This is a genomic window from Variovorax sp. V116, from assembly GCF_041154435.1.
Classification (GTDB): domain Bacteria; phylum Pseudomonadota; class Gammaproteobacteria; order Burkholderiales; family Burkholderiaceae_C; genus Variovorax; species Variovorax paradoxus.
Genome location: NZ_AP028662.1, coordinates 135,055 through 158,412 on the forward strand (window position 1 = coordinate 135,055; position 23,358 = coordinate 158,412).

At 68.3% G+C, this 23,358-nt stretch carries 23 protein-coding genes; 15 read left to right on the top strand and 8 right to left on the bottom strand.

The window, feature by feature from the left end; translation table 11 throughout:
* Window positions 1-13: 13 nt before the first annotated feature.
* From ACAM58_RS26620 to ACAM58_RS26635, 4 genes are all read left to right on the top strand, one after another.
* Window positions 14-877: a fumarylacetoacetate hydrolase family protein gene (locus tag ACAM58_RS26620; RefSeq protein WP_369664897.1), complete on the top strand. Its 864-nt coding sequence runs from the start codon at window positions 14-16 to the stop codon at window positions 875-877.
* A gap of 66 nt (window positions 878-943) precedes the next feature.
* Window positions 944-1,915, top strand: a complete 972-nt coding sequence (locus ACAM58_RS26625) for a tripartite tricarboxylate transporter substrate binding protein (protein ID WP_369664898.1) — start codon at window positions 944-946, stop codon at window positions 1,913-1,915.
* A gap of 10 nt (window positions 1,916-1,925) precedes the next feature.
* Complete coding sequence (locus ACAM58_RS26630) at window positions 1,926-2,504, top strand: amino acid synthesis family protein (RefSeq protein WP_062365011.1); 579 nt, start codon at window positions 1,926-1,928, stop codon at window positions 2,502-2,504.
* Entirely contained in the window at window positions 2,504-3,514 is a 1,011-nt protein-coding gene (locus ACAM58_RS26635) for a zinc-dependent alcohol dehydrogenase family protein (RefSeq protein ID WP_369664899.1), read from the top strand. Before ACAM58_RS26630 ends, ACAM58_RS26635 begins: the two co-directional genes overlap by 1 nt.
* Before the next feature lie 39 nt (window positions 3,515-3,553).
* Here the strand turns inward: ACAM58_RS26635 and ACAM58_RS26640 are convergent, their stop codons facing one another.
* Window positions 3,554-4,123, bottom strand: coding sequence for a flavin reductase family protein (locus ACAM58_RS26640; protein ID WP_369664900.1), 570 nt, complete (start codon window positions 4,121-4,123; stop codon window positions 3,554-3,556).
* Window positions 4,124-4,173: 50 nt separating this feature from the next.
* Window positions 4,174-4,869, bottom strand: coding sequence for a GntR family transcriptional regulator (locus ACAM58_RS26645; RefSeq protein WP_015865762.1), 696 nt, complete (start codon window positions 4,867-4,869; stop codon window positions 4,174-4,176).
* Window positions 4,870-4,951: 82 nt separating this feature from the next.
* Between ACAM58_RS26645 and araD (ACAM58_RS26650) the strand changes: the two genes are divergently transcribed.
* The 3 genes from araD (ACAM58_RS26650) to ACAM58_RS26660 are packed head-to-tail and all read left to right on the top strand — an operon-like array spanning window position 4,952 to window position 8,472.
* The gene (gene araD / locus ACAM58_RS26650; protein ID WP_369664901.1) at window positions 4,952-6,679 is read left to right on the top strand and encodes an L-arabinonate dehydratase; all 1,728 of its coding nucleotides are present in this window, start codon (window positions 4,952-4,954) and stop codon (window positions 6,677-6,679) included.
* 53 nt (window positions 6,680-6,732) lie between these two features.
* Window positions 6,733-7,443 carry a ribonuclease activity regulator RraA gene (locus ACAM58_RS26655; protein WP_018904776.1) on the top strand — a complete coding sequence of 237 codons (711 nt, stop codon included), beginning with the start codon at window positions 6,733-6,735 and terminating at the stop codon, window positions 7,441-7,443.
* Between the two features lie 45 nt (window positions 7,444-7,488).
* A complete protein-coding gene (locus tag ACAM58_RS26660) occupies window positions 7,489-8,472 on the top strand; it encodes a Bug family tripartite tricarboxylate transporter substrate binding protein (protein WP_369664902.1) in 984 nt (327 codons plus the stop codon).
* 103 nt (window positions 8,473-8,575) lie between these two features.
* On the opposite strand, the gene ACAM58_RS26665 is transcribed toward ACAM58_RS26660, so the two are convergent.
* From ACAM58_RS26665 to ACAM58_RS26675, 3 genes are all read right to left on the bottom strand, one after another.
* A complete protein-coding gene (locus tag ACAM58_RS26665; RefSeq protein ID WP_369664903.1) occupies window positions 8,576-10,084 on the bottom strand; it encodes a PPC domain-containing protein in 1,509 nt (502 codons plus the stop codon).
* Window positions 10,085-10,222: 138 nt separating this feature from the next.
* Window positions 10,223-11,323, bottom strand: a complete 1,101-nt coding sequence (locus tag ACAM58_RS26670) for an ABC transporter ATP-binding protein (RefSeq protein WP_062365003.1) — start codon at window positions 11,321-11,323, stop codon at window positions 10,223-10,225.
* 31 nt (window positions 11,324-11,354) lie between these two features.
* Entirely contained in the window at window positions 11,355-12,119 is a 765-nt protein-coding gene (locus ACAM58_RS26675) for a FadR/GntR family transcriptional regulator (protein WP_018904771.1), read from the bottom strand.
* A 164-nt stretch (window positions 12,120-12,283) separates the two neighbouring features.
* Here ACAM58_RS26675 and ACAM58_RS26680 point away from each other — a divergent pair, with 164 nt between their 5' ends.
* The 8 genes from ACAM58_RS26680 (at window position 12,284) to ACAM58_RS26715 (ending at window position 20,755) form a co-directional block, all read left to right on the top strand.
* Window positions 12,284-13,651 carry an ABC transporter substrate-binding protein gene (locus ACAM58_RS26680; RefSeq protein ID WP_369664904.1) on the top strand — a complete coding sequence of 456 codons (1,368 nt, stop codon included), beginning with the start codon at window positions 12,284-12,286 and terminating at the stop codon, window positions 13,649-13,651.
* Window positions 13,652-13,679: 28 nt separating this feature from the next.
* Entirely contained in the window at window positions 13,680-14,582 is a 903-nt protein-coding gene (locus tag ACAM58_RS26685; RefSeq protein WP_369664905.1) for a carbohydrate ABC transporter permease, read from the top strand.
* Window positions 14,579-15,415 (top strand): carbohydrate ABC transporter permease, encoded by an 837-nt coding sequence (locus tag ACAM58_RS26690; protein ID WP_015865752.1) that lies wholly within the window; start codon window positions 14,579-14,581, stop codon window positions 15,413-15,415. The genes ACAM58_RS26685 and ACAM58_RS26690 overlap by 4 nt, the downstream gene beginning before the upstream one ends.
* A gap of 4 nt (window positions 15,416-15,419) precedes the next feature.
* Window positions 15,420-16,223: a shikimate dehydrogenase substrate-binding domain protein gene (locus tag ACAM58_RS26695; RefSeq protein WP_015865751.1), complete on the top strand. Its 804-nt coding sequence runs from the start codon at window positions 15,420-15,422 to the stop codon at window positions 16,221-16,223.
* A gap of 24 nt (window positions 16,224-16,247) precedes the next feature.
* Window positions 16,248-17,231, top strand: a complete 984-nt coding sequence (locus ACAM58_RS26700) for a Bug family tripartite tricarboxylate transporter substrate binding protein (RefSeq protein WP_369664906.1) — start codon at window positions 16,248-16,250, stop codon at window positions 17,229-17,231.
* 20 nt (window positions 17,232-17,251) lie between these two features.
* Window positions 17,252-18,070, top strand: a complete 819-nt coding sequence (locus ACAM58_RS26705; RefSeq protein ID WP_369664907.1) for an HpcH/HpaI aldolase/citrate lyase family protein — start codon at window positions 17,252-17,254, stop codon at window positions 18,068-18,070.
* A 26-nt stretch (window positions 18,071-18,096) separates the two neighbouring features.
* The gene (araD, locus tag ACAM58_RS26710; RefSeq protein WP_369664908.1) at window positions 18,097-19,860 is read left to right on the top strand and encodes an L-arabinonate dehydratase; all 1,764 of its coding nucleotides are present in this window, start codon (window positions 18,097-18,099) and stop codon (window positions 19,858-19,860) included.
* Between the two features lie 115 nt (window positions 19,861-19,975).
* Window positions 19,976-20,755 (top strand): sulfite exporter TauE/SafE family protein, encoded by a 780-nt coding sequence (locus tag ACAM58_RS26715; protein ID WP_018904764.1) that lies wholly within the window; start codon window positions 19,976-19,978, stop codon window positions 20,753-20,755.
* Window positions 20,756-20,776: 21 nt separating this feature from the next.
* On the opposite strand, the gene ACAM58_RS26720 is transcribed toward ACAM58_RS26715, so the two are convergent.
* The 3 genes from ACAM58_RS26720 to ACAM58_RS26730 all read right to left on the bottom strand — a co-directional run bounded on the left by ACAM58_RS26720 (window position 20,777) and on the right by ACAM58_RS26730 (window position 23,344).
* On the bottom strand, window positions 20,777-21,244 hold the full coding sequence (locus ACAM58_RS26720; protein ID WP_369664909.1) for a MarR family winged helix-turn-helix transcriptional regulator: 468 nt from the start codon (window positions 21,242-21,244) through the stop codon (window positions 20,777-20,779).
* Window positions 21,245-21,323: 79 nt separating this feature from the next.
* Entirely contained in the window at window positions 21,324-22,289 is a 966-nt protein-coding gene (locus ACAM58_RS26725) for a 2Fe-2S iron-sulfur cluster-binding protein (RefSeq protein ID WP_369664910.1), read from the bottom strand.
* Complete coding sequence (locus ACAM58_RS26730) at window positions 22,286-23,344, bottom strand: aromatic ring-hydroxylating dioxygenase subunit alpha (RefSeq protein WP_015865744.1); 1,059 nt, start codon at window positions 23,342-23,344, stop codon at window positions 22,286-22,288. Before ACAM58_RS26730 ends, ACAM58_RS26725 begins: the two co-directional genes overlap by 4 nt.
* Window positions 23,345-23,358 lie beyond the last annotated feature (14 nt).

The window sequence follows — 23,358 nt, forward strand, 5'->3', positions numbered from 1 at the left end:
AACCGGAGTTCCCATGAAGCTTTTGTCATTTGTCCATCAAGGCCGCGAAACCTGGGGCGCCGTCGTCGGCGACGGCGTGGTCGATCTCGGCAAGGCGCGGCCGCAGCATGCGGGCCTGGTCGACTACATCGCCTCGGGCGAGTACCTGCAGGCGGCGCAGCATGTCGAAGGACTGCCCATCGCGGCCGGGCTCGCCGACATCACCTACCTGCCGCCGATCCCCAAGTCCGAGAAGATCGTGTGCGCCGTACGCAACTACATGGACCACCACCAGGAGGTGCTGGCCGCCGGCATGCATCGCGAGCTCTCCGAGCAGCCGCCGATCTTCCTGCGCGTGTGGCGTTCGCAATGCGCGCACAACCAGCCGATCGTGCGGCCGCACGTGTCGGAGTCGCTCGACTGGGAAGGCGAGCTCGCCGTCATCATCGGCAAGGGCGGGCGCAACATCGCCGAGGCCGACGCCTTCGATCATGTGGCGGGCTATTCCTGCTACAACGACGGCAGCGTGCGCGAGTGGCAGTTCCATGCCAAGCAGATCGCCTCGGGCAAGAACTTCGAGTCGACCGGCGGCTTCGGCCCCTGGATGGTGACGGCCGACGAGATCGCGCCCGGCCGCGAACTCAAGCTCGAGACCCGGCTCAACGGCGAAGTGGTGCAGAGCAGCCACACGGGCCACATGATCTTCAGCATTCCGAAGCTCATCAGCTACTCGTCGACCATCTTCACGCTCGCGCCCGGCGACGTCATTGCCACCGGCACGCCGGCGGGCGTGGGCTGGAGCAAGAAGCCGCCGCGCTTCATGAAGCCGGGCGACGTGTGCGAGGTCGAGATCGAAGGCATCGGCGTGCTGCGCAATCCCATCGTCCAGCAGGACTGAGGCCCCGGACCCGGACCGCGGCGGCACAAGCCGCGGCCTTCATTCCACAACATTGGAGACAAAACCATGTGGCACAGACGCTCGCTCGTCGCCGCAGGCCTGGCCCTGGCCTGCGCGGCACCCCTTCACGGACTGGCCCAGGTCTTTCCGGACAAGCCGATCAAGATCTACCAGGGCTTTGCGGCCGGCGGCAACGCCGACACCATCGCGCGCGTGGTCAGCACCGAGATGGCGAAGGGGCTCGGCCAGCCCTTCGTGGTCGAAGCCCAGACCGGCGCGGGCGGCACCATTGCCTCGGGCACGGTGGCGCGCGCCAAGCCCGACGGCTACACGCTGCTGCTGGCCACGGGCGGCCACGCGGTGGCCGGCGCGCTCTACAACAAGCTCAGCTACCAGACAGTGACGGACTTCCAGATGGTCTCGACGATCACCTACTTTCCGTTTCTGCTGGTGGTGCGGGCCGACTCGCCCTACCGCGGGCTGGCCGAGATGCTCGCCGCGGCGCGTGCCGATGCGCGCGGCGTGTCGTACGGCTCGGCCGGCATCGGCTCCACGCATCATCTTGCGGGCGAGCTGCTGGTGAAGAGCGCCAATGTCGAGATGCTGCACATTCCCTACCGCGGCGATGCGGCCTCGGTGGCGGCGCTGCTCGGCGGCGAGGTGCCGATGATCATCGCGCCGCCCACGGCCGTGCTGGCCAACATCAAGGCCGGCAAGCTCCGCGCGCTGGCCACCACCGGCGCACAGCGCTGGAGCCAGATGCCCGAGCTGCCGACCGTGGCCGAGCAGGGCGTGCCCGGCTACGACGTGCGCTCCTGGGCCGGCTTCATGGCGCCCGCGGGCACGCCGCGCCCGGTCGTCGACCGCCTGCGCGCCGAAGCGCTCAAGGCCCTGCAGGCGCCGGCCGTGCGTGCGCGGCTCGAAGAAATGGGCGGCGAAGCGCGCGGCAGCACGCCCGAAGAAATGACCACCATGGTGGCCGCCGAGCTCAAGCGGTGGACCGCCGTGGTGAACGATGCTCACATCCCCAAGCAATAAGGACCCCTCCATGTCCCTGATCGACATCCGCAAGCGCAGTCTTTGCATCGAGACCATCTACCACGAGGGCGGTCCACCGGCCGCCACGCCGCTCAGGCTGGCGGCCGCCTGCGCGGTCATCCACAACCCCTACGCAGGCCGCTACGAGCCGGACCTGCTGCCCTTCATGGCCGAGCTGCGCGCGCTCGGCACGCTGCTGGCCACCGAACTGGTCGAGACGCTCGGGCGCGACAAGGTCGAGGTCTACAGCAAGGCCGCGATCGTTGGCGTGAACGGCGAGATGGAGCACGGCGCCGTCTGGCACGAAGCCGGCGGCTGGGCCATGCGCGAGGTGCTCGGCGAGCCGAAGGCGATCGTGCCGTCGGCCAAGGCGGTGGCCGCCACCGGCTACCGGCTGATGGTGCCGCTGCACTACATCCACGCCGCGTACGTGCGCAGCCACTACAACTCGATGGAGATCGGCATCCAGGATGGGCCGCGGCCGAACGAGATCCTGTTCGCGCTGGTGATGGGCACGGGAGGCCGCGTGCATGCGCGCCTGGGCGGGCTCACCAAGGACAAGGTGTCCGTGCACGACGGGCAGCGTTGATGTCGCGCCCCACGATGAAGGCGATCCAGCTGCAGGCACCGGGCGGCCCCGAGGTGCTGCAGCTGGTGGAGCTGCCGCAGCCGCAGCCGCAGGCGGGCGAAGTTCGGGTCAAGGCCATGGCCATCGGCGCCGGCGGCCCCGACGTGCTGATCCGCAACGGCACCTACAAATGGATGCCGCCGATGCCGGCGATTCCCGGCAACGAGATGGCCGGCATCGTCGATGCCGTCGGCCCTGGTGTCACTGCGCTGCAGGTCGGCCAGCGCGTGTTCGTGAGCGCGCGCGAGCTCGCGCAGCGCGGCGGCTGCTATGCCGAAGCCATCTGCGTGCCCGAGGCCGCGCCCTTCGTGCTGCCCGATGCGATCCGCTTCGAGGATGCCGTGAGCCTCGGCAACTTCCAGCTCGCGCTGGCCATGCTGTCGAGCAACGGCAACCTGCCGGCGCAATCCGTGCTGATTCCTGGCGCGGCCGGCGGCGTGGCCACGGCGCTGGTGCAGGTGGCACGCGACCGCGGCTTGCGCGTGATCGGCACTGCGTCCACCGCGCAGAAGCGGGATTTCGCGCGGGCCAACGGCGCGCACGAGGTGATCGAGAGCGATCCGCAAGGCCTGACCGAGAAGGTCATGCAGCTCACCGGCGGACGCGGCGTGGACCTGGCCTTCGACCACCTGGGCGGCGAGCTCTTCATCGCCTGCCTGCGCGCCCTTGCGCCGTTCGGCATGGCGGTCTCCTACAACATCGTCAACGGCCCGCCGGCCGGCGACGTGTTCGAGGAGCTTCGGCGGCTGCTGGGCAGGAGCCTGGCCGTGCGCACGTTCTCGATCCACGCCATCGACGCCGACGCGGCACAGCGGCGCGGCTTCATGGAGGCCGCGATCGCGCTGATGGCGCAGGGACGCGTGCATGCGCCCCCCGCCACCTGCTTCGCGCTGGCGGATTCGCGCCGTGCACACGAAGTGCTCGACAGCGGAAGCGCGGTCGGCAAGATCGTGCTGCTGCCTGGCGGCTAGGCAACGCGAGCACTTGCCACGGGCGTCGGTCGCAGCGATTCAAAGCAGCGCGCTCCGGAACAAGGATCGCCGGCTGAACGCCTTGCCCGATTCAAGAAAAACGCCGTCGCCGGTGTAGTGGATCGTCTTCGGATGCCGGAGCGACTCGGCGGCGTGGGCCTTCACCACCTCGAGGATGAAGAAGTCGTACTTGCCGACCAGGCTGCGGTCGTGGACGCGGCATTCGAAGCTCGCGTGGCATTCGCCGATGAGCGGCGCCTCCACGCGCTCGGCATCGACTGCCGTGAGGCCGAAGGCCGCGAACTTGTCGATCCCGGCGCCCGAGCTGTTGCCGATGCGCACGACCTCGTCGGTGAGCGGCCGCGTGGGGAGGTTGATGACGCACTCGCCGCTGCGGCGGATCATTTCGAAGCTGTGGTTCGTGCGCGCGATCACGCAGCCGACCAGCGAGGGCGTGAACTCGATCACCGTGTGCCAGCCCAGCGTCATGATGTTGTTCTTCCCCTGCCATCGGGACGACAGGAGCACGACCGGGCCCGGCTCCAGGAACCGGCGCACCTGGGAAACAGGGAAGTCCGCCTTGGCGAAAAGCTTTTTCTTTTTCGTCATCGCGATACCTTTTCGCATTCGGAAATGCGTACGGTACCGCGAAGCACGTCTCAGCTCCTCCCCGCAATGAAATCCGGATGACGCGCGCAGATCTCCGGCAGCGAGCTCAGCGTGCCGGAGAGGTGCTCGCGCAGCGCCTTCTGCGCCGCCGCGCCGTCGTGCTTTGCAATGGCGCGCACGATGGCGCGGTGGTCGCGCAGGATCGCCTCGGTCTTGCCGGCGGTGGGCAGGTGCAGGCGGCGCAGGCGGTCCACGTGGCCCGAGACGCGGGACACCATGTCCCACAGGCTCGGCACGCCCGCGGCTTCATACATCAGGTGGTGGAACTTGCGGTCGGCGCCGACGAAGTCGCCGTACTGCCGCGCCGCTGCCAGCGTGGCCTGCAGCGCGACCTGGGCCTGCAGCTGGGCCACCAGTTCGGGCGGCGCCTCTTCGGCCAGCTGGTGCACGATCTCGAGCTCGATCGAGCGGCGCAAAAAGTGCGCCTGCTTCGCGGCGTCGACGTCGATGCGGCTCACCAGCGTGGCGTGCTGCGGGAACACATCCACCAGGCCTTCCTCGGCAAGGCGCAGCAGGGCCTCGCGCACCGGCGTCTGGCTCACGCCGAAGCGGTCGGCCAGCTCCTGGCGGACCAGCACGGTGCCGGGCACGAGTTCGAGGGAAAGGATGGCACCGCGCAGCTTTTCGAGCACCTGGGGTGCTGCAAGGCGTGTGCGGTCGAGTCGGATCCGGGGGAGGGCTGTCATTCGTTCGAATTTTCGCTTTGACCGAGTGATATATTAGTGTTTTAATGTAGTTGATTCCACGAAGAATACCGGTTCCGCCCCGATGCCACGTTCCTACGACACCCTGCGCAGCGCCCGCTGGTTCGCGCCCGACGACTTCCGCTCCTTCGGCCACCGCTCGCGCGTGATGCAGATGGGCTATGCGCCCACCGACTGGGTGGGCAAGCCGATCATCGCCATCGTCAACACCTGGAGCGACGCCAACCAGTGCCATTCGCACTTCAAGCAGCGCGTGGACGACGTCAAGCGCGGCATCTTCCAGGCGGGCGGCTTTCCGCTCGAGCTGCCGGCCATCTCGCTGTCCGAGAGCATGGTCAAGCCCACCACCATGCTCTACCGCAACTTCCTCGCCATGGAGACGGAAGAGCTGCTGCGCAGCCATCCGGTGGACGGCGCGGTGCTGATGGGCGGCTGCGACAAGACCACGCCGGGCCTCACGATGGGCGCGCTCTCCATGGGGCTGCCGTTCATCTACCTGCCGGCCGGCCCGATGCTGCGCGGCAACTGGCGCGGACAGGTGCTGGGCTCGGGCTCGGACGCCTTCAAGTACTGGGACCAGCGCCGCGCCGGCCAGTTGAGCGACCAGGCCTGGCAGGAGATGGAAGCGGGCATCGCGCGCAGCCACGGCACCTGCATGACCATGGGCACCGCCGCCACCATGATGGGCATCGCCGAGGCCGTGGGCTTCACGCTGCCGGGCGCTTCGAGCATTCCGGCGGCCGATGCCAACCACGTGCGCATGAGCGCCGAATGCGGCCGCCGCATCGTCGAGATGGTGTGGGACGACCTCACGCCCACCCGCATGCTCACGCGCGCCAACTTCGAGAACGGCATTGCCTGCGCGATGGCGATGGGATGCAGCACCAACGCCATCGTCCACCTGATCGCCATGTCGCGCCGCGCCGGCCATCCGGTCACGCTGGACGACTTCGATGCCGCGAGCCGCCGGGTGCCGGTGGTGGCCAACATTCGGCCGAGCGGCGACACCTACCTGATGGAAGACTTCTTCTATGCGGGCGGCCTGCCTGCGATGCTCGAGCGCATCCGCGGCCACCTGAAGACCGGGGCGCGCACGGTCAACGGCCGCACCCTCGGCCAGAACATCGAGGGCGCCGAGGTGTTCAACGACGACGTCATCCGCCCGCTCGCCAACCCCATCTATGCCGAAGGCGCGCTGGCCGTGCTGCGCGGCAACCTCGCGCCCGACGGCGTGGTGATCAAGCCCAGCGCCTGCGCGCCGCACCTGCTGCAGCACACCGGGCGCGCGCTGGTGTTCGACGACTATCCGGCGCTCAAGAAGGCGGTGGACGATCCCGCGCTCGACGTGACCGGCGACGACATCCTGGTGCTGCGCAATGCCGGCCCGCGCGGCGCCGGCATGCCCGAGTGGGGCATGCTGCCGATCCCGACCAAGCTGCTCAAGCAGGGCGTGAAGGACATGCTGCGCCTGTCGGACGCGCGCATGAGCGGCACCAGCTACGGCGGCTGCCTGCTGCACTGCTCGCCCGAGGCGGCCGTGGGCGGGCCGCTGGCGCTGGTGCGCACGGGCGACCGCATCACGGTGGACGTGCCGGCACGCACGATCCACCTGGAGATCAGCGACGAAGAACTGGCCGCGCGGCGCGCCGCCTGGACACCGCCGCCTACGCGCTACGAACGCGGCTACGGCTGGATGTTCGGCCGCCACATCCTGCAGGCCAACGAGGGCTGCGACTTCGACTTCCTCGAAACCACCTTCGGCCGCCCGGTGCCCGAGCCGGACATCTTCTGAAGACCGCTTCCCCGATTAACGACCCCGCCCACAAGCCAACGGAGAGAGACCACGTGAATCCCCAAACCCGCGAGAAGCTGATGAAGGTCAGCACCGCCACCCTGTGCACGGCGCTGTTCAAGCGCGGACTGCGCAACCAGTTCATCCAGGACGTGCATCCGCTCGACCCGACGCTTCCCAACATGGTCGGGGAGGCCTTCACGCTGCGCTACATGCCGGCGCGCGAGGACCTGAACCCGATCACCGTGTTCAACGACCGCAACCATCCGCAGCGCCAGGCCGTGGAGCAGTGCCCGGTGGGCGCGGTGCTGCTGATGGACAGCCGCAAGGACGCGCGCGCCGCCTCGGCCGGCGGCATCCTGGTGAGCCGGCTCATGAAGCGCGGCGTGGCCGGCGTGGTCACCGACGGGGGCTTTCGCGACAGCCCCGACATCGCGAAGCTCGGCTTTCCCGCCTATCACCAGCGCCCGAGCGCGCCCACCAACCTGACCTTGCACCAGGCGATCGACATCAACGTGCCGATCGGCTGCGGCGACGTGGCCGTGTGGCCCGGCGACGTGGTGGTGGGCGATGCCGAAGGCGTCATCGTGATTCCGGCGGCCATGGCCGACGAGGTCGCGGCCGAGGCCACCGAGATGACCGTCTTCGAGGACTTCGTGCAGGAGAAGGTGCTCGAAGGCCGATCGATCCTCGGCCTCTATCCGCCGACCGACGAGCAAAGCCGCACCGAGTTCGCCGCCTGGCGCGAGGCCCGCGGGCGCTGACGCCGGCTTTTTCCGACGACGACCAACGACAACAGAGACAACACCATGCCCTTCATCCAACGCGCCGCGGGCCTTTTGCTCGCCGCACTTGCATTGGCCCCGGTCGCGGCCCTCGCACAAGCCGAATGGCCGGCCGCCAAGACCATCACCTACGTCGTGCCCTTCACGGCCGGCGGCTCCACCGACATCGTGGGCCGCATCCTGTCGAACAAGCTGCAGGAGAGCCTTCACCAGTCGGTGGTGGTGGACAACAAGCCGGGGCAGGCCGGCGGCATCGGCGCGGCCTACGTGGCCAAGGCCGCGCCCGACGGCTACACGCTGTTCGGCGGCACCATCAGCACGCACGCCATCAACGCCAGCCTCTACAAGAAGCTGCCCTACGACCCGATGAAGGACTTCGAGCCCGTGTCGCTGGTCGGGCGGCTGCCCAACGTGCTGATCGTCAACAGCCAGCTCGGCGTGAACTCGGTGGCCGAACTCATCGCGCTGCTCAAGAAGGACGAGTCCAAGCGCACCTTCGCATCGTCCGGCGCCGGCACCTCGACGCACCTGGCGGGCGAGATGTTCGCCGACATGATCGGCGTGAAGCTCACGCACGTGCCGTACAAGGGCACGCCGCCGGCCATGACCGATGTCGCGTCGGGCCTGGTGCCCTTCATGTTCGACCAGGTGACGGCCGCGCTGCCGCTCGTCAAGAGCGGCCGGCTCAAGCTGCTGGCCGTGACCACCGGCAAGCGCATCGCGCTGGTGCCGGAGCTGCCGACCATGATCGAGTCGGGCGTGCCGGGCTTCGAGATGTCGTCCTGGCAGGCCGTGTATGCGCCCAAGGGCACGCCCAAGCCGATCGTGCAGCGCCTGAACGCCGAGATCGTCAAGGCGCTGAAGCAGCCCGACGTGCAGGCCAAGCTCTCGGGCCAGCTGGCGATGGAGATCGTCGGCAGCACGCCCGAGGAACTGCGCGACCACATGGCGCGCGAGATCCCGCGCTGGGCCGAGCTGGTGAAGAAGTCGGGCGCGACCGCGGACTGAGAATCTGTCTGGAGTTCCCACCCCTCTCGCGGCGCATCAGGCCGAAGCTTTCGCCGCCGACGCCGAGCCGGGTGCACGGCGAAAGCTCTTCAGGAGGCGAGCCTCAGTCGTAGCTGGCGGTCAGGCCGACCGACGAGTAGGCGCTGCGTCCGTGGATCGCGATGTAGAAGTCGCCAGGCAGGGGATTGCTGATCGCGATGGCTTCGTTGCTGCCGTTGACGTAGGGGCGATAGTCCCAGGCCGTCAACGACGGAAGTGCGCCGAGGCGAACGTACATGTCGCCATCACCACCGCCGACGGGGCCGGTCATGTTGATGTTGAGTTGCGCGACGCCGGGTGGGACGGTGATCCTGTAGTAGCTCCAGCTGTCGGTGCCGCCGGCCAGGCCTTGGACGGCCTGGTTGTCCAGAAGCTGCACAAGAGGCGGGCGGGTGTCCATCTTGAAGGAGCGCACCATGACGTCCCATCCGGTCCCGGCAGAGGTGCTGACCCATGCCACTGCAAAATTTCCCACCGGGTCCATGGCCAGCAGCGGGTTGGCTCCAAATTGCGGTTGTGGCGGGTCGACTCGGAATTCATCGGCAATCGGCGTTCCGTCGCTGCGAAATTGTCTGGCCGCCAACGTGGAGCTTTGCGGGCCGCCGACCACGCCGCTCGATGCAATCCATGAAACGACAAAATCGCCGTTCTCTGCAACTCCCGGGTTCGGCCCGGGTTGGCCTTCGTGGATGCGCTGGTTGACTCGCACCACTCCGCTGCCGGGGTTGCCATTCGCGTCATAGGGGCGCGCGTAGATGTTCCAGGTGTAGTTGTCATCCTGGGAAGCACTCCAGCTGATGACGGATCTTCCGCCGGGGTCCATGGCGATGCGGCCGCCCGAACTGTAGATCGACCGGACGGCGCCGACGACAAGCGCCGGAGTCAGCGCAACACCTGCGCGGCTGAAGCGCTGGATCATGATGTTGGATTGGTTTGCCGTGGGACCGGGCCTGGTCGCAAATGACAAAGCGATGTTTCCTGCATCGTCGGTGGCAATCGAACTGGGGCCGGAGAGCTTGTCCGGGGCATCGGATGCAACGATGACTTCGGGACCGAGGGCAACTCCGCGGGTATTGAATCGCCTGATCGCAATCGTCCGAGGCGCCCCTTGCGAGGCGGAGCGCGAGTAGGCAGCAGTGATATTGCCATCCGTGTCCATGCTGGCGACCGTGCTCGATGAATCCGGAGTGGTTTGGAAACTGGAGAGCAGAGTGCCGCTTCTGTCATAGGCCGTGACTCTTCCCGGTTCGCTTCCGAAGACGAAGTTGCCGATGCGGTCGACCGAGAAATTCGCATACGCCGGAGGCGCCTGGATCAGGTGTTTGGTCAGATAAGGCGTTCCTGACGACCTGATTCTTTGAGCGTATGTGGCATTTGCCGCGGCGTCGGACCAGATCAGAAGTTTTTCTCCGTTCGATCCTGCGGAGAAGTAGACCGGACGCTGGTTGCCCGCGGTGGCGGTATTCACCATGACGGGATCGCCGAGCGGCGCGGCCTGCGCCAGAGAAGCAGCGGCAAATCCCGACAGGCAGCCCAGTGACATCACAAGTCGTCGCAGCAAGGTGTGGGGCATGGATTCCTTCTTTCGCGATGGGCATCCGAGGGCGTCCCTCGATCCGCGGGAATCATGATGTCGGGGTCGATGAAGTTGTCAACGTAGAGTTAAGTTGCCATCGGTGCTCCGCGTGAGTCCTTTTGGCAGCGGTAATGCTCAAGCCGCCAGCCGCCGCTCCTCGCTGCCCAAGGCCATCCCCTCGGCATCGAAGAAATGAAGCGAGGCCGGCGCGATGGCCAGGCGGAGGGTGCCCGAGAGATCCGCCGCGGCATCGGGCGCCATGAGCACCAGCTCGCCCAGCGACGAGCGCAGATAGCAGTAGGCGCGATCGCCCAGCTGCTCGACCGCCAGCGTTTCGCAGCCCTGCAGTTCGAGCAGCACTTCGCCGGGCGCAGGTTCGCCGATGCGTGCCTGCTCGGCGCGAAAGCCCAGCGTGACGGGCTGGCCCGGCATGCGGCGCGGTATCTGCACGCGGGCATCGCCTAGCCGCAGCAGCGTGCCGTTCGCGTCGCCCTGCGCGGCATCGATCTTGAAGAAGTTCATGCGCGGCGTGCCGATGAAGCCCGCCACGAACAGGTTGGCGGGCGAGCGGTACAGCGCGAGCGGCGAGCCCACCTGCTCGATGCGGCCCTTGCGCAGCACCACGATCTGGTCGGCCAGCGTCATGGCCTCGGTCTGGTCGTGCGTCACGTAGACGGCGGTGGCCTTCAGCGTGCGCTGCATGCGCGCGATCTCCAGACGCAGCTTCACGCGCAGCTCGAGGTCGAGGTTCGACAGCGGCTCGTCGTAGAGGAACACCTCGGGCTTGCGGATCATCGCGCGGCCCATCGCCACGCGCTGGCGCTGGCCGCCCGAGAGCTGGCGCGGATAGCGCTCCAGGAGCGGCGTGAGCTCGAGCTTGTGCGCGATCTCGTCCACGCTGCGCTCCTGCTCGGCGGCCGTGGCCTTGGCCATGCGCAACGGAAAGGCGAGGTTCTGCCGCACCGTCTTGTGCGGATAGAGCGCGTAGTTCTGGAACACCAGCGCGCAGCCGCGCTCGGCAGGAGGAACATCGTTCACCACGCGGCCGCCGACCAGCACCTGGCCGCCGCTCGGCGTCTCCAGTCCCGCGATCATGCGCAGCAAGGTCGACTTGCCGCAGCCCGAAGGCCCGAGCAGCACCGTGACCTGGCCGTCGGGCATGGTGAGATCGATGCCGGGGATCACCTCGACATCGCCGAAGCGCTTGCTGATGGATTGGAGTTGGATCTCTGCCATGGTGGTGGGTTGCTTGCTGATAAGGAGGGGGTCAGGCCGGCGGCGTGGCGCCCGACCTGGCGACCCCGCGCTGGATGTTCGATTCGGTGAGGCCGAGCAGCTCTTCCATGGCCTTGCGCGCCGCGGCCGGCTTGCGGGCCCAGATCTGGTCGAGCACCGCGCGGTGCATCGGCAGGCTCTTGCGTGGCGCGCCCGGCTGGCGCGTGGACAGCTCGAAGGACATGCGCAGCGCCGCCTCGATGGTGGCGCCGAAGGCCACCAGGAACGGATTGCCGGTGGCGCTGAGGATCGCCTGGTGAAAGCTCAGGTCCGGCCCGGCATAGGCCACCGGGTCCATGCCGGCGGCGTCCATCAGGCGGTAGGCGCGCTCGATCGCGGCAATGGCCGCGTCGGGCGCCGAAGCGGCCGCAATCTCGCAGGCGGCCGGCTCGACGATGCGCCGCAGCTGCATCAGGTGCTGCGCCATCTGCGCGCGGTCGTGGCCCGACCAGGTCCAGCGCAGCACGTCCTCGTCGAGCATGTTCCATTGCATGCGCGGCAGCACCCGCGTGCCGGCCTTCTGGCGCGACGCGAGCAGGCCCTTGGCCTTCAGGCGCGTGAGCGCCTCGCGCACGGAGGTGCGGGCCACGCCCAGTTGCTCGGCCAGTTCGACCTCGGTCGGCAGCGTCGATTCGTCATCCCATTCGCCGCCGATCACGCGCCGCGCGAGCGCCTCCGTCACGGCCAGCGGACCGCGCCGCGCGGGCGTGTCCGTGGCGGCGGGTTTCTTCGGCGTCTTGGTTTTATGGTCTGACATATTTATCGGTGGAATGAGCTTATATGGGGGAGTGGTGCAGGGAATTCCGGGTTTTCCATGATCTTTGAAATCTTATTTGTCTGTCATATTCGCTTCCACGAGCAAGTTGAACATGCCGGCCGCCCTCGTTGCGCCGCGTGATTCTGATCGAAAGAGAGACAAGCATGAGCCTCCTGCAATCCCCCGCCGTCGACACGCAGCGCCGCCGGTTGATCAAGGCCGCGGCCGCCACGGCGGTGGCCGGCGCCGGCAGCGCGCTGGCCTTTCCCGCCATCGCGCAAGCCAAGCCCTTTGCCGGCCTCAAGCTGCGCGGCGCCGCGTACCAGCACGGCTTCTTCAACATCCTGCGCAAGTACATCCCGGAGTTCGAGCAGCAGACCGGCATGACGGTCGACCTTCAGCTGTCGGCCTTTCCGGTCTACAACCAGCAGGCCGACCTGGAGCTGTCCTCGGGCGGCAGCGCCTGGGACTTCTGCAACGTCACCTTCATCCTGGCCGCGCGCTGGGTCGCGGCCGGCCTGCTCGCCAACCTGAGCGACTTCGCGGCCGACCGCAAGCTCACGCCCGCCAGCTGGAACCCGGACGACTTCGTCAAGGGCGCGCAGCTGCCCTACCTCGACAAGGCCGGCAAGGCCTACGGCTTTGCATGGGAAGGCGGCGCAATGCTCATGGGCATGAGCCGCACCGACCTGATGAAGAAGCGCGGGGTCGAGGCGCCGCAGACCTTCGACGAACTGATGAAGGTCTGCGAGGCGGTGCACGGCCAGGACGGCGTGACGGGCTTCGTGAGCTCCAACCTGCACCACTGGTTCCTGCCGCCGTACATCCACGGCTTCGGCGGCGACCTGTTCGCCAATCCGCCGGCCGACATCAAGCCCACGCTCGACTCGGCTGCGGCGGTGCAGGCCACGGGCTTCTATTCGACGCTGCTGTCCAAGTACAGCCCGCAGGGCGTGCTCGGCTACACCGAGGACCAGGCGCGCGCCGCGCTGATCGGCGGCCGCTCGAACATCTTCATCCATTCGAGTTCCTGGGTCACGGCAATGCTGAGCTCGCCGGAGAGCAAGGTGAAGGACACCGCGCGCGTGGTGCGCATGCCGGCCGGCCCGAAGGGCGACTTTCCCGCCGCCAACAGCCAGGGGCTCGGCATTCCGAAAAACGCGAAGAACAAGGAAGCGGCCTGGGAGTTCATCAAGTGGGCGCTGAGCCCCGAGCTCACCGCGCGCATCGTGAAGGACACCGGGCATCCGTCGATCTGCCGGCGCTCGGTGATCGAAAGCGCCGAGTACAAGCGCATCAACACCATCAACGGCCAAGACATCGGCAAGCTCTACCTCGAAGTGCTCGAGCAGCCCGGCAAGACGCGCAACTACATGGCGTACCGCACGGTCAAGGAGTTCCCGCTGGTGGGCGACGTGCTGAACAAGGCCGTGGAGCGCGTGGTCTCGGGCCAGGCGCCGGCCGCGGATGCCATGAAGACGGCGCAGGAGGCCGCGCTCGGCAGCCTGCGGCGCGCCGGAGCCAAGGTATGAGCGCAGCAGCAGCGCCAAGGGTGCGGCAATGAGCGCAAAAGGGGCCTCCTACGAGGCGCAGCGGAGCCGCTTCGTGCGCATGGCGATGGCGCCGAGCCTGCTGTTCCTGCTGGTGGTGGCGGGGCTGCCCACCGTCTTCCTGCTGGTCACGAGCCTCACGCCCGGGGCGCTGGTGAATCCGGGCTCGCTGGGCGACTTCTCGGAGCCGCTGCGCAACTACAGGCTGCTGGGCAGCGACGAGCGCTTCGTCGGCTCGCTGGGCGTGCAGGCGCGCCTTTCGGTCTACACGGTCGTGCTGCAGGTGCTGCTGGGCATGGGGCTCGCGCTGCTCGTGCATTCGGGGCAGGAGCGCTGGAAGTCGCTGCGCCACCTGTTCGTGATTCCGATGGTGCTGCCGCCAATCGTTGTCGCGGTGATCTGGAAGCTGGTCTACACGCCCGACATCAGTCCGATCTACCAGGCCGCCCGCATGCTCGGCGTGACACTGCCGGCGCTCACCACGCACGTCGACTTCGCGCTGTGGTCCATCGTCATCGCCGACACCTGGGAGTGGGCACCGTTCACCTTCCTGATGGTGCTGGCCGCCTTGCAGACGCTGCCGGCCGAATACGTCGAGGCCGCCCGCATGGACGGCGCCGATGCCTGGCGCGTGTTCGGCCACATCGTGCTGCCGTACATCGCACCGGTGCTGCTGGTGTGCACCCTGTTCCGCCTCATCGACAGCATCAAGGCCTTTCCGCTGATCTTCCTCTTGACCGGCGGCGGGCCGGGTTCGGTGACGGAGGTGACCAACTACTACGCCTACCTCGTGGCGTTCAACTTCGGCGAGCTCGGCTATTCGAGCGCGATCACCGTCGTGCTGCTCGCGGCCACCGTGCTGATCAGCTGGGGTGCGATGCGCGTGAGCCGCAATGCGGGAGGTGCGGAATGAGCACCAATCGAATGGCGTCGCTGCGCCGGCGCTGGCCGCTCGCGCGCTGGGCCGTGCCGCTCGTCCTGTTCGCGATGCTGCTGCCGTTCCTGTGGCTGCTGCAGATGTCGTTCAAGCCGACGCCGCTGATCCTCGAGTTTCCGCCGCGGGTCTTCTTCATGCCCACGCTGGAGCACTACGTGGGGCTCTGGCAGGCCGGCTTTCCGGAGTCCTTCGCCAACAGCCTGGTCACGAGCATCGTGTCGACGCTGCTCGCGCTGGTGTTCGGCATTCCGGCGGCCTATGCACTCTCGCGCTGGACCGGGCGCGGGCGCTTCGGTCTCGGCCTGGGCATCCTGCTGACGCGCATGGCGCCGCCGATCGCCTTCACGATCCCGTTCTTCCTGGCGTATCGGTATCTCGGCCTGCTCGACACCCGCACCGGCCTGATCCTCATCTACATGACCTTCAACCTGCCGCTGGTGATCTGGATGATGCAGCCCTTCTTCGACGCGGTGCCGGCTTCGCTCGAAGAGGCGGCGCTGATGGACGGCGCGGGCTACGCCACCGTGTTCATGGAGATCGTGATGCCGATGGCGGCCGCCGGCATCGCGGCCACCGCGATCCTGTGCTTTCTCTACGCCTGGAACGACTTCTTCTTCGCGCTGATCCTCACGCGCACCGATGCGCGCACCGCGCCGGTCGCGGTGGTCAACTTCATGAACTACGAAGGCTGGGAGTGGGGCAAGATCGCTGCCGGCGGCTCGCTGGTGATGGCGCCCGTGCTGGTGTTCTCGATGCTGGTGCGGCGCTACCTGGTCAGCGGCCTCACGGCCGGCGCGGTGAAGGGCTGAGGCAATGGTCCCCGCAAACCCCAGCGGCGCGACGCGCCTCGTGCCGATCCTCGCGCACCCGGTCGACCACGTGCGCGCGCCGCGCATCTACAACCCGGCCTTCGCCGCCGCCGGCCTCGACTGGTGCCTGGTGCCGATGGGCGTGCATCCCGGCGACTTCGCAGCCACCGTGGCGCAGCTCGCGCGCGTGGCCAACCTGCAGGGCCTGAACCTCACGATCCCGCACAAGGCCGCGGCGCATGCGCTGTGCGCGCGCCTCGGCCCCGAGGCGCGGCGCACCGGCGTGGTCAACACCATGCGCATCGATGCCGATGGCCAATGGTCGGGCGAGAGCTTCGATGGCGTGGGCTTTGTCGATGCCGCACGCGCACACGGCGTGCTGCGCACCGATCGGCCGGTGGTGCTGGTGGGCGCGGGCGGTGCGGGCACCGCCATTGCCTTCGCGCTGGCCGCGGTCGGCCTGCGCGAGCTGCACGTCGTCAATCGCGAAGCCGAGCGCGCGCAGCAGCTGTGCACCGAATTGCGCAAGGCGTATCCGGACATCCATGCCGACACCAGCGCCGGCAGCCTGGGGCGCGCCGGCCTCGCCATCAACGCCACCTCGGTCGGCCTGCATGCGGGCGACCCGATGCCCTTCGACCCGGCGCAGCTGCCGGCCGATGCGGCGCTGTTCGACATCATCGCCGCGCGCGACACCGAGCTCATGGCCGCCTGCGCCGCGCGCGGGCTGCGGGTGGTCGGCGGCAAACCCATGATCGACCACCAGGTCGCCGCGCAGATCGCTTTCTGGCGCGGCGCCGCCGCATGAACAACACTTGATCCAGGAGACCCCATGAAGAAATTCGCAAGGGCCGCGATGGCCCTGTCGGCCATGGCGCTCGCCGCCGCATCCTCGCTGGCGCAGCCCAAGGCCGACTATCCGCACAAGCCCATCGTGCTGGTCGTGCCGCAGCCCGCGGGCGGCGCGGCCGACCAGTTCGCGCGGCCCTTCGGCCAGGCGCTGTCGCAGCGGCTGGGCCAGCCGGTGGTCATCGACAACCGCCCCGGCGCCAACGGCAACATCGCGGCCGCCTACGTGGCGCGCAACCAGCCGGCCGACGGCTACACCATTTTCTTCGGCTCGGTCAGCACGCTGGCCGTGAACCCGCACCTCTACAAGGCCACGGGCTTCGACGCGCTGAAGGACTTCCAGCCGATCACGCTCACCAACCAGACGCCCAACGTGCTGGTGGTCGGTGCGGGCACGCCCTACAAGACCGTGGCCGACGTGGTGGCGGCCGCCAAGAAAGAGCCCGGCACGCTGAGCTTCGGCTCGGCCGGCAACGGCAACACCATGCATCTCACGGGGCTGCAGTTCGAGGCGAAGACGGGCACCCGGCTGATCCACGTGCCCTACAAGGGCGGCCCCGCCGCACTCAACGACGTGATGGGCGGGCAGATCCCGATGATGTTCCACAACCTCTCGGCCGTGCTGGGCCAGGAGAAGGGCGGCCGCGTGCGCGTGCTGGCCGTGGCCGACACGCAGCGCTCGAAGCTGCTGCCCAACGTGCCGACCATGGCCGAGGCCGGCGCGCCCGGCGTGGTGCAGCTCGCATGGAGCGGCATGCTGGTGCGCAGCGGCACGCCCGCGTCGGTGGTCGAGCGGCTGCACAAGGAGATGGTTGCGATCCTGAAGGAGCCCGCGTTCCGCAAGCCGCTGGAAGAGCAGGGCTTCGATGTACTCTCATCGACGCCACAGGCGTTCGCCGAGCGCCTGAAGGCCGACCACGCCGCGATGGGCGAGGTCATCAAGGCCGGCAACGTGAAGATCGATTGACCCCGCAAAGGACCGAACCCATGCCCTCGCGCAACACCTTCAAGCACGCCCTCGCGGCGAAGATCCCGCAGATCGGCCTCTGGTCGACGCTGCCCGACCCCTACATCTCCGAGCTGCTCGCGGGCGCCGGTTTCGACTGGATGCTGCTCGATGCCGAGCACACGCCCGGCGATCCGACCACCATGCTGCGCCAGCTGCAGGCGGTTCAGGCCGAGCGCGATCGCCCCACCTCGGCCGTGGTGCGCCCGCCCTGGAACGACCCGGTGCTGATCAAGCAGTACCTGGACATCGGCGCGCAGACGCTGCTGCTGCCCTTCGTGCAGAACCGAGCCGAGGCCGAGGCCGCCGTGGCCGCCACGCGCTATCCGCCGAACGGCATCCGCGGCATGGGCGGCACGGTGCGCGCCACCCGCTTCGGCCGCGACACCAAGTACGTGGCCGAGGCCTCCGGCGAGATCTGCGTGCTGGTGCAGGTGGAGACCGTCGAAGCGCTCGAGCACCTGGAGGACATCGCGAACGTCGACGGTGTCGACGGCGTCTTCATCGGCCCCGGCGACCTGTCGGCCAGCATGGGCGTGGCCGGCCAGGTCAACCACCCCACGGTGCGCGCCGCCATCGACCGCGCCATCGCGCGCATCCTCGCCTGCGGCAAGGCGCCCGGCATCCTCATGAACGACGAGCCGCGCGCGCGCGAGCTGCTCGACCTTGGCGCGCTCTTTGTGGCGGTGGCCAACGACCAGCTGCTGCTGCGCAAGAGCGCCGACGACATCGCCGCGCGCTTCAAGCAGCGCGGCGCGCCCGCCGCCCCCGCTTCGGCGCCGGCCCCAGCCACCTATTGAACCCAGAGATCCAGAGAACACACCGCATGTCCACAGAAGCCGCCCGCCCCAAGACCCTGCAGGAACTGCGCAGCCAGCGCTGGTTCGCGAGCGACGACATCCGCGGCTTCGCGCACCGCCAGCGCATGCAGCAGCAGGGGCTCGCGCGCGAGGAGTTCATGGGCCGGCCGGTCATCGGCATCGTCAACACCTGGAGCGAGCTCTCGCCGTGCCACGCGCACCTGCGCGAGCGTGCCGAGTCCGTCAAGCGCGGCGTGCTGCAGGCCGGCGGCTATCCGCTCGAGCTGCCCGCGCTGAGCCTGGGCGAGGTGATGGTCAAGCCCACGACCATGATCTACCGCAACCTGCTGGCCATCGAATGCGAGGAACTGCTGCGCAGCCTGCCGATCGACGGCGTGGTGCTGATGGGTGGATGCGACAAGACCACGCCCGGCCTGGTCATGGGGGCGCTGTCGATGGACATCCCCGCCATCTTCCTGCCCGCCGGTCCGATGATGAATGACCGCTACAAGGGCCAGGCCGTGGGCGCAGGCACGCACACCAAGAAGTTCTGGGCCGAACGCACCATCGGCAACATCGACGAGGCCGAATGGATCCGGCTCGAAGCGCGCATGACGCGCACGCCCGGCACCTGCAACACCATGGGCACGGCCAGCACCATGACCGCCATTGCCGAGGCCATGGGCCTGTCGCTGCCCGGCGCGATGAGCATCCCGGCCGTCGACTCGGAGCACAGCCGCATGGCATGGCGCTGCGGCGAGCGCATCGTCTCGATGGTGTGGGAAGACCTGAAGCCCTCGCGCATCGTTACCAAGGCGTCTTTCCTCAACGCCGTGGCCGCCTACATGGCGCTCGGCGGCTCGACCAACGCAGCGGTGCACCTGCCCGCGATGGCGGGGCGCGCAGGCATCGAGCTGAACATCGACGAGCTCGACGCGATCGCGCGGCGCGTGCCCGTCATCGCCAACCTCTATCCGTCGGGCGAGAAGCTGATGGAAGACTTCCACTACGCCGGTGGCCTGCCGGCGGTGCTCAACAGGATCGCGGCGCACCTGGACCTGTCGGCGCGCACCGTCACCGGCCGCACGCTCGGCGAGGACATCGCGGGCTGGCCCGCGGAGGACGACGGCACCATCCTCGACCCGGCCTCGCCGCTCAAGCAGGGCACGCCCGAGTGCCCCGAGGCCGGCATTGCGCTGGCCGTGCTGCGCGGCAACCTGTGCCCCGACGGCGCGGTCATCAAGCCTTCGGCCGCCACGCCCGAGCTGCTGCGCCACACCGGGCGCGCGCTGGTGTTCGACTCGAACGCCGAGATGCTCGCGGCCATGGCCGACGAAGAACTCGACTGCGACGCGTCGACCGTGCTGGTGCTGCGCAACGGCGGCCCGGTCGGCGGCCCCGGCATGCCCGAGTGGGGCAACCTGCCGATTCCCAAGAAGCTGCTGCGGCAGGGTGTGCGCGACATGCTGCGCATTTCCGATTCGCGCATGAGCGGCACGCACTACGGCACCTGCGTGCTGCATGTGTCGCCCGAGTCGGCCATCGGCGGTCCGCTGGCGCTGCTCAAGACCGGCGACACGATCCGCCTGGACATCGGCGAGCGCCGCCTCGACATGCTGGTGTCCGACGAAGAGTTGGCCGAGCGCCGCAAAGAGTGGACGCCGCCCGCGCCGGCCTACGCGCGCGGCTACACGAAGATCTTCCAGCACGAAGTGACGCAGGCGCACCTGGGCTGCGACTTCGCGAGCCTGGCCGGCAACGCGCCCACGCCCGAGCCGCCGATCTACTGAAAAAAGCGCCCCGCGCCTTGCGCGCGGCGCAGCGGAATCGGCCACCGGCCGTTCGGGGACAATACGGCCCGCGACATTCGGGCCCGACGCGGCCTCTCGACGATTTTCTTTTCCGGTGCAAGCGATTCTTTCCGAAGCCGGCCCCGTGCTGGTCTTCATGGCCTGCGTGGCGCTGGCCACTTATGCGCAGAACCTCACGGGGTTCGCATTCAGCCTCATCCTGCTTGGCCTGGTGTCGGTGTTCCACGTCGCCAGCGTGGGCGACACGGCCAACGCCGCCACGGTGCTGAGCCTGATCAATGCATGGACCTATTTCCGCGCGCGGCCCGGCGTGGTGCCGTGGCGGCTGATGAAGCCGGCGCTCAACGGCAGCACCGTGGGCGTGATCGCGGGGCTCATGCTGCTCACCTGGCTCAGCGGCGGCGCGGTGAACTGGCTGCGCGGCCTGCTGGGCGTGTCGATCCTGGGCTGCGCGCTGCTGCTGGTGCTGCAGGGCCGGCCGCAGCCTGCGGTGTCGGGCCGCACGAGCTTTGCCGTCATCGGCGGGCTCTCGGGCGTGCTGGGCGGGCTGTTCTCGAGTTCGGGGCCGCCCATCGTCTTTCACATGTACCGCCAGCCGCTGGAGCGCGAACTGGTGCGCCGCGCGCTGCTGCTGATGTTCGCGTTCAATTCGCTGGTGCGGCTCGTGATCGTGCTGCCCACGGGGCATTTCTCGTGGCGCGCGGCGCTGCTGGCCGCCTGCGCGATGCCGGTGGTCTACGGCGTGACGCGGTTGCACCACCGGCTGCCGAACAAGCTGCAGCCGCGCACCCTCCAATGGCTGGTGGGCGGGCTGCTGGCCGCGGCGGGTTCGACGCTGGTCGTGGGCGCGTGGCTGGCGATTGCGCAGGCCTAGCGGGCCCGCCCGCTCCTTGCCTCACGCGCGCATGGGCGCGCGGCTTCTGTCGTTGTTGGCCGTGACGAACTTGGCGAGCAGCTTCATGAAATCGCGGCGCTCCTGCTCGCTCATGGTGCTGAAGAGCGCATCCTGCATCTCGGCCATGGCCGGCACCGTCTGCGCGAGCAGCCCGGTGCCCTCGGCCGTGAGGCGCAGTTCGCGCTGGCCGCGCGCGAGCACCTGGCGCGTGATCCATCCCTTGGTCTCCAGCCGCGCGGCAATGTCGGCGGCGGTGGAGGTGTCGAGCGCCACCTGCTGTGCCAGCGTGACCTGGTCGATGCCCGGCTTCTTCTGCAGGGTGCGCAGGATCGCGTACTGGACCGGTGTGATGTCGCGCCCCAGCTTCTCGTGGAACACCGACACCGCGATCTGGTGAGCCCGGCGGATCAGGTGTCCGGGCTGGTCATTGATGTCGATCTCGGTGGCGTCGGAAGTGGGGCTGGGCATGGATGTCGAAACCTGAATCGGGTCCCGGCGGTAAGGACGGAGCCTGCGATTCTATGGCGCCGCTGCGACGCGCCCGCGCCTACAGGTCGAGCACCAGCATCGGCGAACGCGAGCGCGAACAGCAGGGAGTGAACTGGTCGTTGGCCGCCTGTTCTTCGGGCGACAGGTACATGTCCTTGTGGTCCGGCTCGCCTTCGAGCACGCGCGTGAGGCAGGTGCCGCACACGCCCTGTTCGCAGGAGGTCGCCACCTCGACGCCCGCCGCGGCAAGCGCCTGCACCACCGTGCAATCCTTGGGCACCGTGACGATGCGCCCAGAGCTCGCGAGCTTGACCTGGAATTCCGCATCGGTGTCCGACGCGGCGATCTCGGCCGAGAAGAACTCGTAGTGCAGCTGGTCGGCCGGCCAGCCGGCGGTGCGCGCGCCATCCAGCACCCAGTCCATGAAGCCCTTGGGGCCGCAGACATACAGGTGCACGCCGGGCTGCGGCGTGCCGATTGCCGCCGGCAGCGACAGCTTCTGCGCCGCGTCCCCGTCGTCGAAGTGGAACTGCACCTGCGATGCGAACGCGGACTGCGCGATGCGTCCGGCAAAGGCGGTGCGCTCGCGCGAGCGCGTGCAGTAGTGCATCTCGAACGGCGCTGCGCTCAGTGCCAGCCGCTCGGCCATGCACAGGATCGGCGTCACGCCGATGCCGCCTGCGATCAGCACGCTGCGGGTGGCCGCGTGGGCCAGCGGAAAGTGGTTCTTGGGTGCGCTGATGCGCAGCAGGCTGCCTTCCTGCACCAGCTCGTGCATCGCCTGCGAGCCGCCGCGCGATGCAGGATCGCGCAGCACGCCGATCAGGTAGCGGTGGCTCTCCTGCGGATCGTTGCACAGCGAGTACTGGCGCGTGAGGCCGTTCGGCAGGTGCACGTCGATGTGCGAGCCGGCCGAGAACGCCGGCAGGGCCTGCCCCTCGGCGTGCACCAGCTCGAAGGTGCAGATGTCCAGCGCCTCCGCATGCTTGCGGGCGACGCGCACGTTCAGTTCGGAGGCGTTCATGCCGCACCTGCCGGAGCCGTCGCCGGGGCCTGGCCTTCCTGCGCGATCAGGCGCTCCAGCACGCGGCGCGACTGCACGCCGCCCGAGTCGATGTTGAGCTTCAGCAGCGAGCGGTTCGGATGCGCGAGCAGGTTGCGCTGCTGGGATTCGAGCATCTCCAGGTCTTCGCTGAAGATCTTGCCCTGGCCTTCGCGGATCGATGCGGTCAGCGCCTTGTCGTGCGGCTGGAAGTTGCGCGCCATGCCCCAGAAGTACCAGTGCGAGGTCTCGGTCTCGGGCGTGATGAAGTCCACCACGATGCTCGACACCTTGTGCGCCGGATCGGCGTCGTAGCCGCCCTTGCCGGCGTGGGCGACGCCCACTTCGATCAGCACGTGGCTCGGCGGCGTGAAGCGGCAGATCTGCCAGCGGTCGACCGGCACGTCGTCGGCCAGGTGGTTGCCGCGCAGCGCCATGCGCCAGAAGGGCGGCGCCGAGATGTTCTCCATGAAGCGGCTGGTGGTGACCTGGTCGCCCTCGGTCTTGGTGGTGGTGGGCGTCTCGTCGATTTCCTTCTGGCCGATGCTGGTCGAGTGCACGTAGGTCTCGTGCGTCAGGTCCATCAGGTTGTCGATCATCAGGCGGTAGTCGCACTGGATGTGGAACAGCCCGCCGCCGTAGGCCCAGTCGGGGCTTTCGGCCCATTCGAGGTGATGCAGCTTGGCCGGGTCGGCCAGCGCAGGGTCGCCGGGCCAGATCCAGACGAAGCCGTAGCGCTCGATCACCGGGAAGGAGCGGATCGGCGGAAAGCCGCGCACGCGCTGCCCGGGCATGGCGACCGTCTTGCCGTCGCAGCCCATCTCCAGTCCGTGGTAGCCGCACACCAGCTTGCCCTCGACCACGCGGCCCAGTGACAGGGGCGCACCGCGGTGCGGGCAGAAGTCTTCCAGCGCCGTGGCCTTGCCTTCCGCGGCGCGGTAGAGCACCAGGTTCTCGCCACAGATCTTGCGGCCCAGGGGCTTGTCGTCGATCTCGTTGCCTGTGCAGGCCACGTACCAGGTGTTTTTCGGGAACATATGGCTTTCCTTTG

Coding starts and splice junctions, on each gene's coding strand:
- ACAM58_RS26620 (WP_369664897.1), top strand. CDS start 14: ATGAAGCTTTTGTCATTTGTCCATCAAGGCCGCGAAACCTGGGGCGCC.
- ACAM58_RS26625 (WP_369664898.1), top strand. CDS start 944: ATGTGGCACAGACGCTCGCTCGTCGCCGCAGGCCTGGCCCTGGCCTGC.
- ACAM58_RS26630 (WP_062365011.1), top strand. CDS start 1,926: ATGTCCCTGATCGACATCCGCAAGCGCAGTCTTTGCATCGAGACCATC.
- ACAM58_RS26635 (WP_369664899.1), top strand. CDS start 2,504: ATGTCGCGCCCCACGATGAAGGCGATCCAGCTGCAGGCACCGGGCGGC.
- ACAM58_RS26640 (WP_369664900.1), bottom strand. CDS start 4,123: ATGACGAAAAAGAAAAAGCTTTTCGCCAAGGCGGACTTCCCTGTTTCC.
- ACAM58_RS26645 (WP_015865762.1), bottom strand. CDS start 4,869: ATGACAGCCCTCCCCCGGATCCGACTCGACCGCACACGCCTTGCAGCA.
- araD (WP_369664901.1), top strand. CDS start 4,952: ATGCCACGTTCCTACGACACCCTGCGCAGCGCCCGCTGGTTCGCGCCC.
- ACAM58_RS26660 (WP_369664902.1), top strand. CDS start 7,489: ATGCCCTTCATCCAACGCGCCGCGGGCCTTTTGCTCGCCGCACTTGCA.
- ACAM58_RS26665 (WP_369664903.1), bottom strand. CDS start 10,084: ATGCCCCACACCTTGCTGCGACGACTTGTGATGTCACTGGGCTGCCTG.
- ACAM58_RS26670 (WP_062365003.1), bottom strand. CDS start 11,323: ATGGCAGAGATCCAACTCCAATCCATCAGCAAGCGCTTCGGCGATGTC.
- ACAM58_RS26675 (WP_018904771.1), bottom strand. CDS start 12,119: ATGTCAGACCATAAAACCAAGACGCCGAAGAAACCCGCCGCCACGGAC.
- ACAM58_RS26680 (WP_369664904.1), top strand. CDS start 12,284: ATGAGCCTCCTGCAATCCCCCGCCGTCGACACGCAGCGCCGCCGGTTG.
- ACAM58_RS26685 (WP_369664905.1), top strand. CDS start 13,680: ATGAGCGCAAAAGGGGCCTCCTACGAGGCGCAGCGGAGCCGCTTCGTG.
- ACAM58_RS26690 (WP_015865752.1), top strand. CDS start 14,579: ATGAGCACCAATCGAATGGCGTCGCTGCGCCGGCGCTGGCCGCTCGCG.
- ACAM58_RS26695 (WP_015865751.1), top strand. CDS start 15,420: ATGGTCCCCGCAAACCCCAGCGGCGCGACGCGCCTCGTGCCGATCCTC.
- ACAM58_RS26700 (WP_369664906.1), top strand. CDS start 16,248: ATGAAGAAATTCGCAAGGGCCGCGATGGCCCTGTCGGCCATGGCGCTC.
- ACAM58_RS26705 (WP_369664907.1), top strand. CDS start 17,252: ATGCCCTCGCGCAACACCTTCAAGCACGCCCTCGCGGCGAAGATCCCG.
- araD (WP_369664908.1), top strand. CDS start 18,097: ATGTCCACAGAAGCCGCCCGCCCCAAGACCCTGCAGGAACTGCGCAGC.
- ACAM58_RS26720 (WP_369664909.1), bottom strand. CDS start 21,244: ATGCCCAGCCCCACTTCCGACGCCACCGAGATCGACATCAATGACCAG.
- ACAM58_RS26725 (WP_369664910.1), bottom strand. CDS start 22,289: ATGAACGCCTCCGAACTGAACGTGCGCGTCGCCCGCAAGCATGCGGAG.
- ACAM58_RS26730 (WP_015865744.1), bottom strand. CDS start 23,344: ATGTTCCCGAAAAACACCTGGTACGTGGCCTGCACAGGCAACGAGATC.